Origin of the sequence: Bacillus cereus group sp. BfR-BA-01350, from assembly GCF_022663775.1 — a bacterium.
GTDB lineage: Bacteria > Bacillota > Bacilli > Bacillales > Bacillaceae_G > Bacillus_A > Bacillus_A paranthracis.
Map to the genome: position 1 here is coordinate 33,878 of NZ_JAKUGD010000002.1, position 17,140 is coordinate 51,017.

Genomic DNA, 17,140 nt, shown 5'->3' on the forward strand with positions numbered 1-17,140 from the left:
TGTAATAAACGCCTATCTAATCACGAAAAAACGAGTCCATTCACGTTTTTCAGGTTATCTGATGAATAGGTGTATTTTTGTGAAAAAAATGTTTATAAAAAGCCTTGAAATATTCTGAAAATTAAATTATTATTATCCATGTAAACTACTAAGTAATCGTTTACATGGATGAAATAAGGGTTTAAACAAAACTGAAGTAAACGATTTCTTGAAAACTAAGAAAGAGTGATGAAATGGCAAAGTCTACAATTAAAGATGTTGCAATGGAAGCGAATGTGTCTACAGCTACAGTATCTCGAGTGTTAAACGAAAGTGGATTTGTAAGTGACGACATTAAAGATCGTGTTCATTTAGCTGTGAAAAAATTGAATTATCAACCAAATGCGATTGCTAGAAGTTTAAAGCAAGATAAAACATACACGATTGGTGTTGTGATTCCGGATATCACAAATCATTATTACATGACAATTTCAAAGGCGATTGAAGATATTGTGCAGCAAAAGGGCTATAACCTTATTTTCTGTAGCAGTCATGAAAATCCTAAAAAAGAGGATAAATTATTGCAACTATTAGTGGAACAGCGGGTGGATGCGATTGTATTGGCTACTGCTGGAGGTTGTGAAGAAAGAGTAAGAAGTATTCATCAAGCTGGTGTACCAATCGTTTTAGTTGATCGGACTGTTGAGATTGGAGATTCAAAATTAGATTCGGTTGTAGAAAGTAATTTTGAAAGTGCTTATAAATTAACGAGCTATCTTTTACAACAGGGGCATCGATCGATTGGTCTTGTAAATGGATTGTTAAACGTTAGTACAGGTAAAGAGCGCTATGAAGGATTTCAGAAAGCTTTAGAAGAGTTTGGGATTCAAGAAGATGAAAACTATACGTTTAATAGCACTTTCACAAGAGAAGGTGGTATGAAAGCGGTTGATTATTTTCTGAATTTCACTGAGAAACCGTCAGCTATTCTATCTTTGAACAATGAAATGGCATTTGGTGTTCTTCTTGAATTAACGAGGAGGGGTTACTCTGTACCAGAGGACATTGTGATTGCTTCTTTTGGTGATGTGGAAGCAGCACAATTATTACGAGCGCCTGGGATTATATCAGTCGCTCACAAACCATATGAAATGGGAGAAAGGGTAGGTGATATATTATTGAAACGTTTAAATAATGAAGAAGGTCCCTTTCATGAAATATTTACACCAAAGTTATTAATAGATGCACAAAGTGTAAGTAGTTGAAACGTATTTTCGTTAAGTTAAAAATCGGAAGGGAGATAGAAATGCTAAAAGGAATACCGAAAATAATTAGTCCAGATTTAATGAAAGTTCTTTTAGAAATGGGGCATGGGGATGAGATTGTTTTAGCGGATGGCAATTTCCCCGCTGCCTCTTGCGGGACGAAGCTCATTCGATGTGAAGGTCATGGGGTTCTTGAAGTATTACAGGCAATTTTGCAATTCTTTCCACTCGATACGTATAGTAATCATTCTGTTTCGTTAATGAAGGTTGTAAAGGGGGATCATGTATCCCCCTCCATTTGGGAAACGTATGATGCGACAATTAAAAAATATGATACTCATTTTGATGGGTTTGAGATGATTGACCGCTTTGCATTTTATGAGAGGGCAAAGAAGGCGTATGCAATTGTTGCAACGAGTGAAAGTGCTCTCTATGCCAATATGATTTTAAAAAAGGGCGTGGTTACGGATTAACGCATTATGAAACTAATATAGTATTTGAATAAAAAATTGATAGGGTAGTAGGTGATAGGATGAGTGAATTGCTACTGAAAATGGATGGAATTAGTAAAGCGTTCCCTGGAGTGCAAGCGCTTTCTAATGTGCGGTTTGAATTGAAAAAAGGCGAAGTTCACGCACTTTTGGGAGAGAATGGAGCCGGAAAATCTACATTAATGAAAATTTTAACAGGGATTTATCAAAGGGATACTGGAACGATTGCATACGAAGGAAGAGAAATCGAGGTTCCCGATACAAAAGCAGCACAAAGACTTGGAATCAGTATAATCCATCAGGAACTTAATTTAGCTCCGCATTTAACAGTTGCCCAAAATATTTTTATTGGAAGAGAACCTAAAGGGCTATTTAATCTTTTTTTGGATGAAAAAGAACTAAATAACAGAGCAAAAAAACTATTTGAAAGGTTAAACATTCATCTAGACCCAAGAGAATTGGTAGGCAATTTAACAGTTGCGAAACAACAAATGGTAGAAATCTCTAAAGCTCTTTCTTTTGATTCAAAAGTATTGATTATGGATGAGCCAACAGCAGCTTTAACGGATACTGAAATCGATGCATTATTTGTGATGATTCGGAAATTACGGGAGGACGGTGTAGGAATTGTTTATATTTCTCACCGTATGGAAGAGCTAAAGAAAATTACGGACCGTGTATCGATTATGCGAGACGGTACATATGTAGGAACGATGCATACAAAGGATGCAACGATTGAACAAATTATCTCGATGATGGTTGGACGGAAAATTGATAACAATCAAAAACCAGAAATGAAAGAGAGATCGAGAGAAAAGGTGTTTGAAGTAAAAAATTTAAAGAGAGGGAAAACGATAAAGGATGTAAGTTTTGAACTGTATAAAGGGGAAATCGTTGGCTTTGCTGGATTGATGGGAGCTGGAAGAACAGAAGTAGCCCGTGCTATATTTGGGGCAGACCCACTAGATTCAGGGGAGATTTTTATTAAAGGAAAAAGACAGAATATTAAAAATCCTTCTGATGCAGTGCAACATGGGATTGGATATTTATCTGAGGATCGAAAACAGTTTGGCCTTTTAGTTGGGATGGATGTAAAAACAAATATTGCAATGGCATCGATGAAAGATTATGTGAAACCTTTCGGCTGGATGCATGTATCGAAAGTGGATCAACAATCTGAGGAATTAATTAAGAGGTTAAAAATAAAAACACCATCAGGTAATCAATTAGTGAAAAATCTTTCAGGAGGGAATCAGCAAAAAGTTGTTATAGGAAAGTGGTTGACTAGAGATTCAGATATCTTAATCTTTGATGAGCCTACTCGCGGGATTGATATTGGGGCAAAAGACGAAATTTATAAGTTACTACATGATTTAGCACAGCAAGGAAAATCTATTATTCTGATTTCTTCGGAACTTCCTGAAATTTTAAGAATCAGTCACCGTGTCATTGTCATGTGTGAAGGCAAAATAACAGGAGAATTGAAAAATGATGAAAAAGCATCGCAAGAAGCGATTATGACTCTTGCAACAAAACGTATTATGTAATGGATACTAACGGATGATAAAGGAGTGAACAAGAATGGAAATACAAAAGGTAGTCGAACTTCCAGTTGAAGGGAAGATGAGTAAAGGGATGAATACAAATGCTCTTCAGCAGCTTCTAGCATTTGCAAGTTTAATTGTACTTGTTGTCATTTTTTCAATTGCTTCAGCTAACTTTTTGCAATTTGATAATATTATAGGCATCTTTTTATCAACAGCTGTTACAGGCATCCTTGCTTTAGGGGCAACGATGATTATCGTTACAAGTGGAATTGATTTATCCTGTGGAACCGTACTAACCTTGTCTTCGGTTATGACAGGCGTGTTTGCTGTCAACTTAGGTTTACCAGTTTGGGTAGCTGTACTCGGAGGTATTTTAATAGGTGCCGTAGTAGGTTTAATTTCTGGAGCTGCAATTGCAAAATTGAAGATTCCTCCATTTATTGCAACGTTAGCGATGATGATGATTGCGAAAGGATTGGCACTTGTTATTTCGAAAGCCACTCCAATTTATTTCACTTCTATACCAAGCTTTAACAAAATTGCGATGGGTTCTATTATCCCTGGCTTTGCAATTCCGAATGCTGTTTTCATCTTTTTTGGAATGGCTATTTTCGCAAGCTTAATTTTAAATAAAACGATTATCGGAAGGTATACATTTGCACTAGGAAGCAATGAAGAAGCAACTAGGCTTTCAGGAGTGAATGTTGATAAGTGGAAAATCATTATCTACATGCTTGCAGGTGTTTTTACTGGTGTTGCAGGGATCATAATGGCATCTCGTCTAAATTCTGCCCAGCCAGCTTTAGGAGCGGGATATGAATTGGAAGCAATCGCAGCAGTCGTTATCGGAGGAACTTCTTTAAGTGGTGGTAAAGGAACAATTCTTGGTACTGTTATCGGTGCATTAATTATGAGTGTGTTAACAAATGGTCTTCAAATCCTTTCTGTACCGCAAGAGTGGCAAACAGTAGTTGTTGGAGCGGTTATCTTATTGGCAGTTTACGCAGATGTGTTACGAAACAAAAAAGCAAAGAATTAACTGCGATACTGTTTTTAAAATAAAACAATATATAGGAGGAGTTTTGGATGAAAAAAGCAAAAAAGGGCATCGTTTTATCATCAATTCTCGCAATCTCAATGTTTATGGGAGCGTGTTCTTCAAATAATGCAAGCACGGGAAGTAAGGATAGTGATGCTCCTGCAAAAGATGACGGCAAGCGCTATGTTGCGATTATTTCAAAAGGTTTCCAGCATCAGTTTTGGCAGGCAGTTAAAAAAGGGGCTGAGCAAGCAGCAGATGAGTATAAGGTGAATATTACATTTGTAGGTCCTGAAACGGAAGCGCAGGTGGATAAACAAGTTGAAATGCTCCGTAGCACACTTGATAAAAAACCAGATGCGATTGGGTTTGCGGCATTAGACTCTAAGGCAGCTCTTCCTTTATTAGAACAAGCAAAAAACAAAAAAATCCCTGTTGTCGCATTTGACTCAGGTGTTGAGGGAGATATACCTGTAGCAACAGCAGCAACAGATAATAAAGCGGCGGCAGCTCTTGCAGCTGAGAAAATGGCTGGATTAATTGGTGAAAAAGGAGAAGTAGCAGTAGTTGCTCACGACCAGACAAGTAAAACAGGTGTTGAACGTCGAGATGGCTTTGTAAATACACTCAAATCAAAGTATCCGAACATTAAACTTGTCGATATTCAATATGGTAGTGGCGATCAATTAAAATCGACTGACGCTGCTAAGGCAATTATGCAAGCGCACCCAAATGTAAAAGGTATTTTCGGTACAAATGAAGGTTCTGCGATAGGGGTAGTAAATGCTGTTAAAGAATTGAACAAAAAGAGTGTATTAGTAGTTGGCTTTGACTCTGGAAAACTACAAATTGATGCGATTAAGAGCGGAGTAATGGCAGGTGCGATTACGCAAAATCCAATTGGAATTGGTTATGAAACTGTTAAAGCAGCTGTTGAGAACCTAGATGGGAAACAAGTATCCAAAACAATTGACACTGGTTTCTATTGGTACGATAAAAAGAACATTGATGATCCAAAGATTAAGGAAGTCCTATATCAATAAAATCTAAAACGAAACTAGCGGTGCAAATAAGAGAGAAACTGAGGTGCATACTATTGCTGAGTGTAATAAATGATTTGAAATTATATGCAAATAAGATTGTCCAAACGGGTCTTGTAGTAGGAGCAGGTGGAAATTTAAGTATGAGAGACGGAAATATGATGTATATCTCTCCTAGCGGTTTTGATTTGCAAGAGATAGAAGACCACGAGTGGGTACGTGTCAATATTGAAACTGGTGAGATATTGGATGATTTAAAACCATCTTCTGAAATATTAATGCATCTGGAATGTTTTCGTAAACGTCCTGATATAACAGCTGTTTTACATGCTCATCCAAGTTATTCGGTAGGTGTATCATGTACTGGTCATACCATTCCGAGTCTATTCCCAGATTTTCCAGCAATGATCAAAAGCGTATCTTATCTTGAATATATGATTCCGACTACAGAAGTATTGGCTAACGCTGTATCAAATGTGATTGAAGAAAATGATGTAGTCGTAATGAGGAATCATGGAGTACTTACGGTTGGTAAAACAATGAAAGAAGCATATTTTCTAATGCAAATTCTAGAAGAAGCGGCCAAAGTATATACGATTGCATCGACGGTGGGCGTGCCAAGAATTTTGACAGAGGAAGAATGTCACGAATTAAGAAATCTATCTTCTGAGAAATATAGATTACAACTATTAAAAGATGCGGAGTAATTGAAGTGTTTCCGAGGGGTGTGAAGGAATGGAAAAAGTTTGGGCTTTTGATTTAGGTGCATCTAATGGGCGTTTAATGGTAAGTGGATTTGATGGGAAACGCCTTTATCTTGAAGAAGTTCACCGGTTCTCCAATCGCCCTATTTCCGCAACTGGTCATTACTATTGGGATATTTTAAGGATCTTCCAAGAAATGAAGAATGGAATAGGGAAAAGTATTCAAAACGGTCATAAGTCGATCGAAAGTTTATCTATCGATACGTGGGGCGTTGATTTCGGACTTCTTTCTGCAACAGGAGAATTGCTTAGCAATCCTTATTCTTATAGAGATCCGCATACAAATGATAGTTTAAAAGAAATCACGGAAGTCATTCCGAGGGATGTTTTGTTCTCTCGAACGGGAGTCACGCCAGCAACAATTAATACGATCTGCCAGCTTTATACGATAAAAAAGAATAACCCAGATTTGATAGAAAAGGCAAAAACTCTATTATTAACACCAAACTTATTGAGTTATTTATTTTCCGGCGAAAAGGCGAATGAATATACGATTAGTACAACGACATCATTATTTCACATTCATGAGCATAATTGGGATACCGCCCTTATGACTAAGTTAAAGCTACCTAAAGAAATCATGGGAAATATTGTGATGCCAGGAACAACTCTCGGTCCGACACTTTCTTCTATTCATAATGAATTTGGCATGAAGCCTGTTAAAGTTATTGCTGGTGCAGGACATGATACAGCCTGTGCTCTTGCCGCATTGCCTATAAAGTCAGAATATTCAGCTTTTATGAGTTGTGGTACATGGATCTTAATGGGAGTTCAAGTGAAGGATCCAGTCATTAATGAACAGGCTTTGGAATGGGGTTTTACAAATGAAGGAACGGCAGATGGAGAGTTTCGGCTACTTAAAAATATTATGGGGTTATGGCTCATGCAAGAATGTAGGGGGACTTGGGCAAAAGAAGGCAAGCTTTTTACTTACGAAGAAGAAGAAACGTTGATTCGAAATACAAAGCCATTTGCACATTCCATAGATCCAGATGATCCTTCTTTCTTCAATCCGGAAAATATGCTAAAACAAATCCGAGATTTCTGTATAAAGAGTGGTCAACAGCCGCCTGAAACGGAAGGGAGTTTCCTCCGCTGTATTTTGGAGAGTCTTTCATTCAAGTACAGATGGGTGTTAGAGAAGCTGGAAGTGTTAACTGGTAAGTCAATAGAAGTCATCCACATGGGCGGCGGTGGTATTCAGAATGATCTTTTTTGTCAATTTACCGCAAATGCGACTAACCGCCCTGTTGTAGCGGGGCCAGTTGAAGCGAGTGCGATTGGAAATTCATTATCGCAATGGATCGCGCTAGGAAAAATAAAGGATTTAAAGGAAGGTAGAGACATTGTTGAAAACTCGTTTCCTGTTAAACATTATCAACCTCAAAATCAATTAGAATGGCGGGAAGCATACGGCCGTTTTCTTGAAATAATCGATAACAATGTAGTAAGAAGGGAGCTTTAAAATGAAAACAGTTCATAATAGATTTTACAATACATTACCAAAAATCGGAATTAGACCAACGATTGATGGCAGAAGAAATGGTGTACGTGAATCTCTTGAAGATATGACGATGAATCTTGCAAAATCGGTAGCAAATCTACTAACCGAAAACTTGCGTCATTATAATGGCGAGGCAGTAGAATGTGTCATCGCTGATACATGTATTGGCGGTGTGGCGGAAGCGGCCAAAGCGGCTGAAAAATTTGCGGTAGAGGGAGTTGGTGTTTCTATTACTGTTACACCATGCTGGTGCTATGGTTCTGAAACGATGGATATGAATCCAGACATTCCAAAAGCAGTATGGGGATTTAATGGAACAGAACGTCCAGGGGCAGTGTATCTTGCAGCTGTCTTAGCTGCCCACAATCAAAAGGGTATTCCGGCTTTCGGCATATACGGGAAAGATGTGCAAGATTTAAGTGATACATCTATTCCTGAAGATGTGCAGGGAAAATTACTTCAATTTGCAAAGTCTGGTCTTGTCGTTGCTACTTTAAAAGGAAAATCGTATCTTTCGATGGGATCTGTATCTATGGGGATTGTCGGTAGTACCGTTAACCCCGAGTTTTTCCAAGATTATTTAGGAATGAGAAATGAATATATTGATATGACCGAATTTGTCAGAAGGATAGATGAAGAGATTTATGATAAGGAAGAATATGAAAGAGCTTTAAACTGGGTGAAGGAGTATTGCCCAGAAGGTCCAGATAATAATGCGGAAGAGATGCAACGATCAAGGGAGCAAAAGAATAAAGACTGGGAAACTAGCGTGAAAATGACGTTAATTGCAAGAGATCTCATGGTTGGAAATCCGAAACTAGAGGAACTTGGTTATGGTGAAGAAGCGCTAGGGCATAACGCGATTTCCGCAGGTTTCCAAGGCCAGCGTCAATGGACGGATCATTTCCCGAATGGTGATTTTATGGAGACGATTTTAAATTCCTCATTTGATTGGAACGGAATTCGCCCGCCATACATTATGGCTACTGAAAATGATAGTTTAAATGGAGTTACGATGCTATTTGGTCATTTATTAACAAATACAGCTCAAGTTTTTGCAGATGTAAGAACGTATTGGAGCCCAGAGGCAGTAGAACGCGTGACAGGACATAAACCTGAAGGATTGGCGGCAAATGGATTTATTCATATGATTAACTCCGGTTCAGCTGCACTTGATGGGACAGGACAACAAACGAAAGATGGAAAGCCTGCTATAAAACCATTTTGGGAAATTACAGAGGAAGAAGCGCAAAAATGTTTGGCAGCTACTTCCTGGCGACCAGCTTCAACAGGATATTTCCGCGGGGGCGGGTTCTCGAGCGATTTCTTAACAAAAGGAAATATGCCTGTAACAGCAGCTCGCCTCAACCTTGTGAAAGGATTAGGACCTGTTTTACAAATTGCAGAAGGCTATACGGTTGAAATACCAGAAGAGGTTCACGACGTATTGGATGGGAGAACAGATCCAACTTGGCCAACAACTTGGTTTGTGCCAAATTTAACGGGAGAAGGTGCCTTTCAAGATGTTTACACAGTAATGAATAATTGGGGTGCTAATCACTGTGTAATAAGCTACGGCCACATTGGCAGTGATTTAATTACTCTTGCTTCCATGCTCCGAATTCCTGTGAATATGCATAACGTCAAAGAAGAGGAAATCTTCAGACCGAGTGCATGGGGGATGTTCGGAACAAAAGATCCAGAAGCTGCAGATTACCGTGCCTGCCAAAACTTTGGTCCATTATATCAGTAAGTGAAAAATCCCCCTGATCGTACGTCGGGGGGTTACTATAGAGCATATTTTTTTGCATTGGAATGAAAGTGTAACAATTGTAGTGTTTAAAAAAATCGCAAGTAATAGGAAACTCTTGAACATACGGATACACACTATTTTCGTATCCGAAATAATAGAACAATAAAAAAACAACGGGGGTAAAAAGATGGTTAACAGTTTATGGAATGAAACAAAGGCATCACAATTATCGCAAGGAGTAGACGAATTAGTATATCGTTCAAATTTAATTGGAACAGACCGTGCTGTATGTAATTGGGGAGGCGGAAACACATCGGTAAAGACATTTGAAAAAGATTTCCGCGGCCGCGATATAGAAGTGATGTGGGTTAAGGGAAGTGGATCCGATTTAGCAACGATGAAAGCACAAAATTTTACAGGTTTAAGAATGGAAGACATTCGCTTATTAATGGAGCGTGAAGAAATGTCAGATGAAGAAATGGTAGAGTATTTAGTTCATTGTATGATTGACAGTAAGCATCCACGTGCATCTATCGAAACATTATTACATGCTTTTTTACCTTTTAAACATGTGGATCATACACATCCAGATGCCATTATTAGTCTTTGCTGCGCACATAATGGAAGACAAATTGCGGAGGAGATTTACGGCAATCGTTTCGTTTGGGTTCCGTATGTGCGTCCTGGATTTACGTTATCTAAAATGATTGCAGAAGGTGTGAAAAATAATCCAAATGCTGAACTCGTGTTAATGGAAAAACATGGCCTAGTCGTTTGGGGAGATACGGCGAAGGAAAGCTATGAAAGAACAATTGCAGTTATTAATGAGGCAGAACAATACATCAATGAACGAGTGAATGAAAATACTGTATTCGGAGGTGAAAAATACGAAACACTCTCAGTAGAAGAGCGTAGAAGCATTCTTGCAAAAGTAATGCCGATTATTCGCGGGGCAGTGAGTGATGAGAAGAAAATGTTATTATCCTATGATGATACAAATGAAGTACTTCAATTTGTAAACAGCCACGATGCACGAGAGCTTTCGCAAGTTGGAGCAGCTTGTCCGGATCATTTAGTTCATACAAAGCGCAGTCCTCTTTATATTGATTGGGATCCGCAAACAAAAAACGTAGACGGATTAATAGAGAGTATTAAATCTGGTGTTACAAACTTTAAAGATGAGTATAAAGCTTACTTTGAACGTAACAAATACGAAGGAGACAAAATGTTTGAATCTGCACCTCGCGTTATTTTAATTCCTGGTATCGGTATGGTGAATACCGGTAAAAATGTGGCAATGTCAAAAGTAAGTGGTGCGCTGTATCATAGGGCAATTTCGGTAATGAAAGGTGCTACAACGCTCGGACGTTTCGTTTCTTTAAATGAAAATGAATCTTACAATGTGGAGTACTGGCCGCTAGAGCTGTATAAATTATCGTTAGCACCGGCTGAAGCGGAATTTTCTCGCAAAGTTGCGTTTATTACAGGTGGTGCTGGCGGAATTGGAAGTGAAACGGGACGCTGCCTCGTTTCAGAAGGTGCGCATGTCGTGCTTGCTGACTTGAATTTTGAAGGGGCAGAAAAAGTTGCGGCTGAAATTAACGAGAAGTACGGCGAAGGTCGTGCTACTGCTGTGAAAATGGATGTAACAAAAGAAGAAGAAGTAAAGGCGGCATTTGAGCAGGCAGCTCTTACTTACGGAGGCGTTGATAGTATCGTGAATAATGCAGGACTTGCGACGTCTAGTCCATTCGATGAAACGACACTTCAAGAATGGAATTTAAATATGAACGTACTTGGAACAGGCTACTTTTTAGTGGCGCGTGAAGCGTTCAAGCAAATGAAACAGCAAGGAATTGGCGGGAATATGGTATTTGTCGGCTCGAAAAATTCTGTGTATGCCGGGAAAAATGCTTCGGCATACAGTTCTGTAAAAGCACTCGAAACGCATTTAGCGAGATGTATTGCAGCTGAAGGCGGTGAGTATGGTATTCGTGTAAATTCAGTTCTTCCCGATGCAGTTCTGCAAGGGTCAGCCATTTGGGGTTCAAAGTGGCGCGAAGAACGTGCCGCAGCATATGGTATCGAACCTGATCAATTAGAGGAACATTACCGTAAACGTACAACATTATTAGTTAATATTTATTCGAGGGATATTGCTGAATCGATTGCTTTCTTTGCCTCCTCAAAGGCAGATAAAACAACGGGATGTATGATTACAGTTGATGGTGGTGTAACAGCAGCATTTACGAGATAACTATTACGTTTGTGAAAAGGTATTTCAAAAGAAGTATAAGAGGAAAATGTTTTTTGCCTCTTATACTTCCATATAAAAGAATAGCGAATTTCAAAGAGAGAATAGAAGAAGTCAATGGGCAGAAGGGGACATTTTACATTCGCTTTTCAAAAGGGGATGGAAATTTGAAACTGAGAAACGTATTAACAGGGGGATTGCTTTTTAGTACTTTATTATTTTCTTTAGGAAGCACTGGAGAGTTTAGTAAAGCAAAAGCAACAGCACCTATTACGATTGAAAATCCAAAACCAGAGGGAAAGAAACTATCACTTTGGTACAACGAGCCAGCAAAAGATTGGGAAAAACAAGCATTGCCAATCGGTAATGGCTATATGGGTGGAATGGTCTTTGGTGGAGTCCAACAAGAACGTATTCAGTTTAATGAAAAAACGCTTTGGACTGGCGGACCAAGCAGTACGAGTGAGTATACGTACGGGAATCGTGATGGGGCAGCGAGTCACTTAGGTAGCATTAGAGAAAAGTTATCAAAAGGTGATAAATCAGGAGCAGAAAGGGAATCTACGCAATTTCTCACAGGTCTCCAAAAAGGCTTTGGTTCCTATCAAAATTTTGGGGACATATACTTAGATTTTAATATGCCAGATGGGTCTTCATTTTCCAATTATCGCAGGGAATTAAATTTAAATGAGGGAATTTCTACGGTGTCCTATAGCTATAAAGGTGTTCAATATAATAGGGAATATTTTGCAAGTTATCCCGATCGCGTTATGGTCATGCGTTTAACTGCTAGTGAATCGAAACAGCTTTCATTAGATGTTAGACCAACGAGTGCACAGGGAGGGCAAGTAACGTCCAAAGATAACAAAATCACGATAAAAGGACAAATAGCGAATAATGGAATGAAATATGAATCGGAATTTAAAGTACTGAATGAAGGCGGTACATTAACAGCAGAGAATGGGAAAATTAAAGTAGCAAATGCAGATAGTTTAACAATTATTATGACTGCAGCTACTGATTATGAAAATAAGTACCCGAATTATAAGGGGGAAGATCCACATCAAAAGGTTGAAAAAATTATGTCTGCTATTTCTAACAAGAGTTATGAGGTTTTAAAATATACACATATAAAAGACTATTACTCTTTATTTAATCGTGTTTCTTTAAATTTAGGAGGAGAAAAACCATCCGTTCCAACAAATGAATTACTAGCATCTTACAGTAAAGAAAACAGTAAGTATTTAGAAGAACTATTCTTCCAATATGGAAGATATTTGCTTATTTCTTCTTCAAGACCAGGAACGCTTCCTGCAAATTTACAAGGAGTATGGAATAATTCGAACACACCACCGTGGGAAAGTGATTATCATTTTAATATTAATCTCCAAATGAATTATTGGCCTGCAGAAGTGACGAATCTGTCTGAAACAGCTGAGCCATTAATGGATTATGTTGATTCATTGAGAGAACCGGGAAGGGTTTCAGCAGAAAAACATTTTGGTGTTATAGGCGGCGGGTGGACCGTTAACACGATGAATAATCCATTTGGATTTACTGCGCCTGGATGGGGATTAGGCTGGGGATGGGCACCTAGTGCGAATGCCTTTATTGGTCAAAATCTTTGGGAGCATTACAAATTTACGGATGATAAACAATACTTACAAGAAAAGATTTATCCGATACTGAAAGAAGCGGCAGAGTTTCATAGTAAGTTTTTAGTAGAAGATCAAAATAAGAAGTTAGTTGTTTCTCCGTGCTGGTCTCCAGAGCTTGGTGGCATTTCTAATGGATGTGCCTTTGACCAACAGTTAGTATATGAATTGTTCTCTAATGTAATTGAAGCGAGTGAAGTTTTACAGGTTGATAATGTATTTCGGGATGAGTTAAAGGCGAAAAGGGATAAATTATTCCCGCCAATTCAAATTGGTAGATATGGTCAGGTGCAAGAGTGGAAGGACGATATAGATGATCCTGGTGAAACGCATAGGCATATATCCCAGTTAGTTGCGCTATATCCAGGAAGTATGATTAATCACAATACACCAGAATGGCTAGAGGCAGCTAAAGTTACTTTAAACCATCGTGGTGACGAGGGAACAGGCTGGAGTAAAGCGAATAAAATTAACTTATGGGCACGTTTGTTAGATGGTGACCATGCGTATAAAATCCTGCAAGGGCAACTTACTGGAAGTACGCTCAGCAACTTATTTGATACGCATCCGCCGTTTCAAATTGATGGGAATTTTGGCGCAACATCAGGAATTGCTGAAATGTTAATTCAAAGCCATACCGACTCTATTCAACTATTGCCTGCACTTCCGAAAGATTGGAAGGACGGTTCTTATAAAGGATTAAGAGCACGCGGTGCATTTACGATTGATGCGGATTGGAAAAATGGCACGCCTACAGTTATTCAGGTGACTTCTGATCATGGAAACGATGTAAAGTTAAAAAGTCCGATGTTCAATACATCGTTTACTGTGACAAGAGTCGGTACGAATACAAAGGTGCCATTTACGAAGGATGGCGATACGATTTCATTTAAAACGGAAGCAGGTAGAAAGTATAAAATTGAGTCTATGCTTAGTTTCGATCTAGAATCTCCCAGCAGTGTAACAGCAGGAAATACAGTTAAGGTAAAGGCAAACTTATCAAACTTTGGTACGTTGAAATCTTCATCTGGAGAAGTGGTTATAAAAGCTCCAGAGAGCTGGAATGTGAAACCGATTCAAGTAGCTTTTGAAGGCGTTGAACCAGGGCAATCGAAAACAATTGAGGCAGATTTATCTGTCCCTATTGATGTAGTTGCTAATAAGTATTCCATTGAAGCGGAGGTAACTACAGATAGCGGGACGATTCGTAAATCCAATCAAATAGAAGTAACGCCAGCAGTAAAGCTAATTTCGGCAAATGTTGACCCACATCCAATTAGTAGTGAAGGTGGTTCGACTACATTAAAGGTAAAGGTCCAAAATGAAATAAAGGAAAAAGTGACACCTGGAAAAATTGAATTGCAATTACCAGAAGGCTGGAATGCACATCCATTAGCGACAGACTTTCAATTACCGGCAGGAGGAGAGGAGACGTATTCATTTGTTATAACTCCGCCATCCGAGTTTAAAGGAGTAAAAGAAGTTGGAGTTTCTGTAAAATTGGGGAATGCGGTGGTAACATCAACGAAAGTGCAAGTTGCTTCCGGCGGCATCTATCTTAGTGACATTTCATGGGTAAAAGCAACAGCTGGATGGGCAACGGTTCAAAAAGATAAAAGCACTGATAAAAACCCACTTTCATTACTCGGAACGACAGGACCGATTACGTATAAAAAAGGGATCGGTACTCATTCGAAGTCAGAAATTACGTACGACATATCAAATGCAACTTACAAACGATTTCATTCATATGTAGGAATCGACCAGGAGCCTGGTGGTAAAGGCGGTTCGGTCGTATTTAAAGTACTGCTTGATGGGGCCGAAGTATTTAATAGCGGTACAATGTACTATAATACGCCAGCAAAATTTGTTGATGTAGATCTTATAGGTAAGAAAGAATTAAAACTAGTCGTTGATGATGCTGGTAACGGTAACGGAAATGATCATGCGGACTGGGCGGATGCTTGGTTGAGTTTTAAATAAGGATGATGTAATAATAGTTACTCTTTTTCGTCATACCGATTATATGTTCCCAACTATACCCTCACATGTTTATTTGGGATTTGATGATCTGGTAGGAAAAAGAGTAGTCTGAGCTTCAATGTATGAAACAATTTTTATAAATAAAGGAAAGAGTCAATCTTCTATTGCATAGGAGATTGACTCTTTTTTTACTGTATATTTCATCTATTGTGTAATTATTACTGGGATGCCTTTTCGAAAAACTGAATGATTTTTTTAGAATTATCTTCACTTAAATCATAACCTTCACCGTGTGTTTCATCGCTCGCTTTTGCTATTACGATGTCACTATCAGACTCTATCCAAACAAAGAATTCTTGTATAGAATTATCTTGATAAGTAACCTTCATTTTTGAATGTATATAGTCTTTGGCCTCTTGATCTAGAAGGAGTGTTTTTTTCTCTGCGCTTTCCATACTTGTGAAAATTGTTTTTATATTTTCTGTATTTAATACTTGATTACTACTTTTTGAATTTACAGGACTAATCTCAAGTTTTCTCACTTCTTTTTGTTCAAACATAACGTTTTCATATACAATTTCTTTTTCTTTCACTGCTGTGGATGCTTCTTTGTTGGAAGCTTTCGTTTCATTTGAATTACTTGTACATCCAATTAATAAAGTGATACTTAATGCTCCAATTATACCGAATTTTAAGATCTTCAATAATATGCCTCCCATCTACTATTGTCTATAATTCTATTTCCTATTTGAAATATCCTAGCTATGCTTAATTAAGTGAAATAAATTTTATTATGGGAAGCGTAATGAATTACACGTACCCTAATTTTTTGTATGAAAGGAGAGAATGGGGTGAAACACATAATAAGAAATGTAGTAATGAATTATTTTAAAGAAATTCATTCACTAGCAGTGGAAGAAGAATTACATAAGAACAGTTGGCATACAGATTTACACTATAAAATTATCGTAAATGGAAAGCAATATTCCGCAAGATTTATAAATAGCAAGCGAACAATCAATCCAGCTTTTGGAGCGTTATCAAACGAACAACTGAAAGAGCAAGTACGGTTTACGTATTATGTACGCGAACATGGAATTCCTTTTATGCAGATAAACAAGAATAGGGCAGGGGAGCCATTTACACTTGTCGCTTGGAATGAGAGACAATACCGATTTGTCTTGTCTAATTGGATTGAGGGAGAACATATTACACATTGTACAGAAGCTATCGCAAAAGCCTTTGGAAAGGAAGCAAGAAAGATTCATGACATATCTTGCGCATTTCAAAGCTCGATTTTTCAAAAGAAATCACATTTGGATGGGTATGCCCAGTTTATTCATATGTTAGAAAGTAAGGCAAGCGCATGCAAAGAATTACGGGAGTATATAAAGCTAGCTACATATCATATAGAGTGTGCATATACGGGTGAATTAAAGTTTATCGTACAGACAGATTTAAATCCTTTGAATGTTTTATGGGACTCAAGTGAGCAGGTAAAAGGAATTGTAGATGCCGAATCGATTGGATATGTTGATCGTATTGAAGGACTAGCCTTTTTACTAAAGTGGTATTCTCGAACAGAAGGAATACATTCGCATGAAGTATGTTCAAGTGTTGCTAGTGCATTTTTAGAAGGGTATAAGGCTCATAATATTGTAACATCAAATGATTACAAAAGACTTTCTTCGTTACTATGGTTATCCGGTAGTTTAAATTGGAATTTTGTGAAGAAAACACTAAGTGTAATAAGTGATAAGAGGAAATTAGAAGAACATTTGGAAGTTTATAGAGTGAGGGGAGAAAGACTATCTTCATTATTAATTTGTACATAACATGTATTCTCCTAATTGGGGATTCAAATAA

At 38.1% G+C, this 17,140-nt stretch carries 12 protein-coding genes; 11 read left to right on the plus strand and 1 reads right to left on the minus strand.

Annotation, left to right across the window (positions count from 1 at the left end; all coding sequences use genetic code 11):
- Positions 1-233: 233 nt before the first annotated feature.
- From MR147_RS04335 to MR147_RS04380, 10 genes are all read left to right on the plus strand, one after another.
- Positions 234-1,244 carry a LacI family DNA-binding transcriptional regulator gene (locus tag MR147_RS04335; RefSeq protein ID WP_074608321.1) on the plus strand — a complete coding sequence of 337 codons (1,011 nt, stop codon included), beginning with the start codon at positions 234-236 and terminating at the stop codon, positions 1,242-1,244.
- A 41-nt stretch (positions 1,245-1,285) separates the two neighbouring features.
- Positions 1,286-1,717 (plus strand): L-fucose mutarotase, encoded by a 432-nt coding sequence (fucU, locus tag MR147_RS04340; RefSeq protein ID WP_000911706.1) that lies wholly within the window; start codon positions 1,286-1,288, stop codon positions 1,715-1,717.
- A 59-nt stretch (positions 1,718-1,776) separates the two neighbouring features.
- Complete coding sequence (locus MR147_RS04345) at positions 1,777-3,282, plus strand: sugar ABC transporter ATP-binding protein (RefSeq protein WP_242303680.1); 1,506 nt, start codon at positions 1,777-1,779, stop codon at positions 3,280-3,282.
- Between the two features lie 34 nt (positions 3,283-3,316).
- Positions 3,317-4,321 (plus strand): ABC transporter permease, encoded by a 1,005-nt coding sequence (locus MR147_RS04350; protein ID WP_080493734.1) that lies wholly within the window; start codon positions 3,317-3,319, stop codon positions 4,319-4,321.
- Between the two features lie 47 nt (positions 4,322-4,368).
- Complete coding sequence (locus MR147_RS04355; protein WP_074608323.1) at positions 4,369-5,364, plus strand: ABC transporter substrate-binding protein; 996 nt, start codon at positions 4,369-4,371, stop codon at positions 5,362-5,364.
- A gap of 53 nt (positions 5,365-5,417) precedes the next feature.
- Positions 5,418-6,068, plus strand: a complete 651-nt coding sequence (locus tag MR147_RS04360; RefSeq protein WP_000953728.1) for a class II aldolase/adducin family protein — start codon at positions 5,418-5,420, stop codon at positions 6,066-6,068.
- Between the two features lie 28 nt (positions 6,069-6,096).
- Positions 6,097-7,590 carry a rhamnulokinase gene (locus MR147_RS04365; RefSeq protein WP_074608325.1) on the plus strand — a complete coding sequence of 498 codons (1,494 nt, stop codon included), beginning with the start codon at positions 6,097-6,099 and terminating at the stop codon, positions 7,588-7,590.
- Position 7,591: 1 nt separating this feature from the next.
- Positions 7,592-9,382, plus strand: coding sequence for an L-fucose isomerase (locus MR147_RS04370; protein ID WP_074608327.1), 1,791 nt, complete (start codon positions 7,592-7,594; stop codon positions 9,380-9,382).
- Between the two features lie 187 nt (positions 9,383-9,569).
- Positions 9,570-11,639: a bifunctional aldolase/short-chain dehydrogenase gene (locus tag MR147_RS04375; RefSeq protein ID WP_242303681.1), complete on the plus strand. Its 2,070-nt coding sequence runs from the start codon at positions 9,570-9,572 to the stop codon at positions 11,637-11,639.
- A 164-nt stretch (positions 11,640-11,803) separates the two neighbouring features.
- Complete coding sequence (locus MR147_RS04380; protein ID WP_242303682.1) at positions 11,804-15,274, plus strand: glycosyl hydrolase family 95 catalytic domain-containing protein; 3,471 nt, start codon at positions 11,804-11,806, stop codon at positions 15,272-15,274.
- Between the two features lie 218 nt (positions 15,275-15,492).
- On the opposite strand, the gene MR147_RS04385 is transcribed toward MR147_RS04380, so the two are convergent.
- A complete protein-coding gene (locus MR147_RS04385; RefSeq protein ID WP_139302802.1) occupies positions 15,493-15,978 on the minus strand; it encodes a YhfM domain-containing protein in 486 nt (161 codons plus the stop codon).
- 147 nt (positions 15,979-16,125) lie between these two features.
- Here MR147_RS04385 and MR147_RS04390 point away from each other — a divergent pair, with 147 nt between their 5' ends.
- Positions 16,126-17,109, plus strand: a complete 984-nt coding sequence (locus MR147_RS04390) for a phosphotransferase (RefSeq protein WP_242303683.1) — start codon at positions 16,126-16,128, stop codon at positions 17,107-17,109.
- Positions 17,110-17,140 lie beyond the last annotated feature (31 nt).

Bases quoted from the DNA above. Each gene is read 5' to 3' on its own strand.
- fucU (WP_000911706.1), top strand. From the start codon at position 1,286: ATGCTAAAAGGAATACCGAAAATAATTAGTCCAGATTTAATGAAAGTT.
- MR147_RS04350 (WP_080493734.1), top strand. From the start codon at position 3,317: ATGGAAATACAAAAGGTAGTCGAACTTCCAGTTGAAGGGAAGATGAGT.
- MR147_RS04335 (WP_074608321.1), top strand. From the start codon at position 234: ATGGCAAAGTCTACAATTAAAGATGTTGCAATGGAAGCGAATGTGTCT.
- MR147_RS04355 (WP_074608323.1), top strand. From the start codon at position 4,369: ATGAAAAAAGCAAAAAAGGGCATCGTTTTATCATCAATTCTCGCAATC.
- MR147_RS04370 (WP_074608327.1), top strand. From the start codon at position 7,592: ATGAAAACAGTTCATAATAGATTTTACAATACATTACCAAAAATCGGA.
- MR147_RS04365 (WP_074608325.1), top strand. From the start codon at position 6,097: ATGGAAAAAGTTTGGGCTTTTGATTTAGGTGCATCTAATGGGCGTTTA.
- MR147_RS04345 (WP_242303680.1), top strand. From the start codon at position 1,777: ATGAGTGAATTGCTACTGAAAATGGATGGAATTAGTAAAGCGTTCCCT.
- MR147_RS04375 (WP_242303681.1), top strand. From the start codon at position 9,570: ATGGTTAACAGTTTATGGAATGAAACAAAGGCATCACAATTATCGCAA.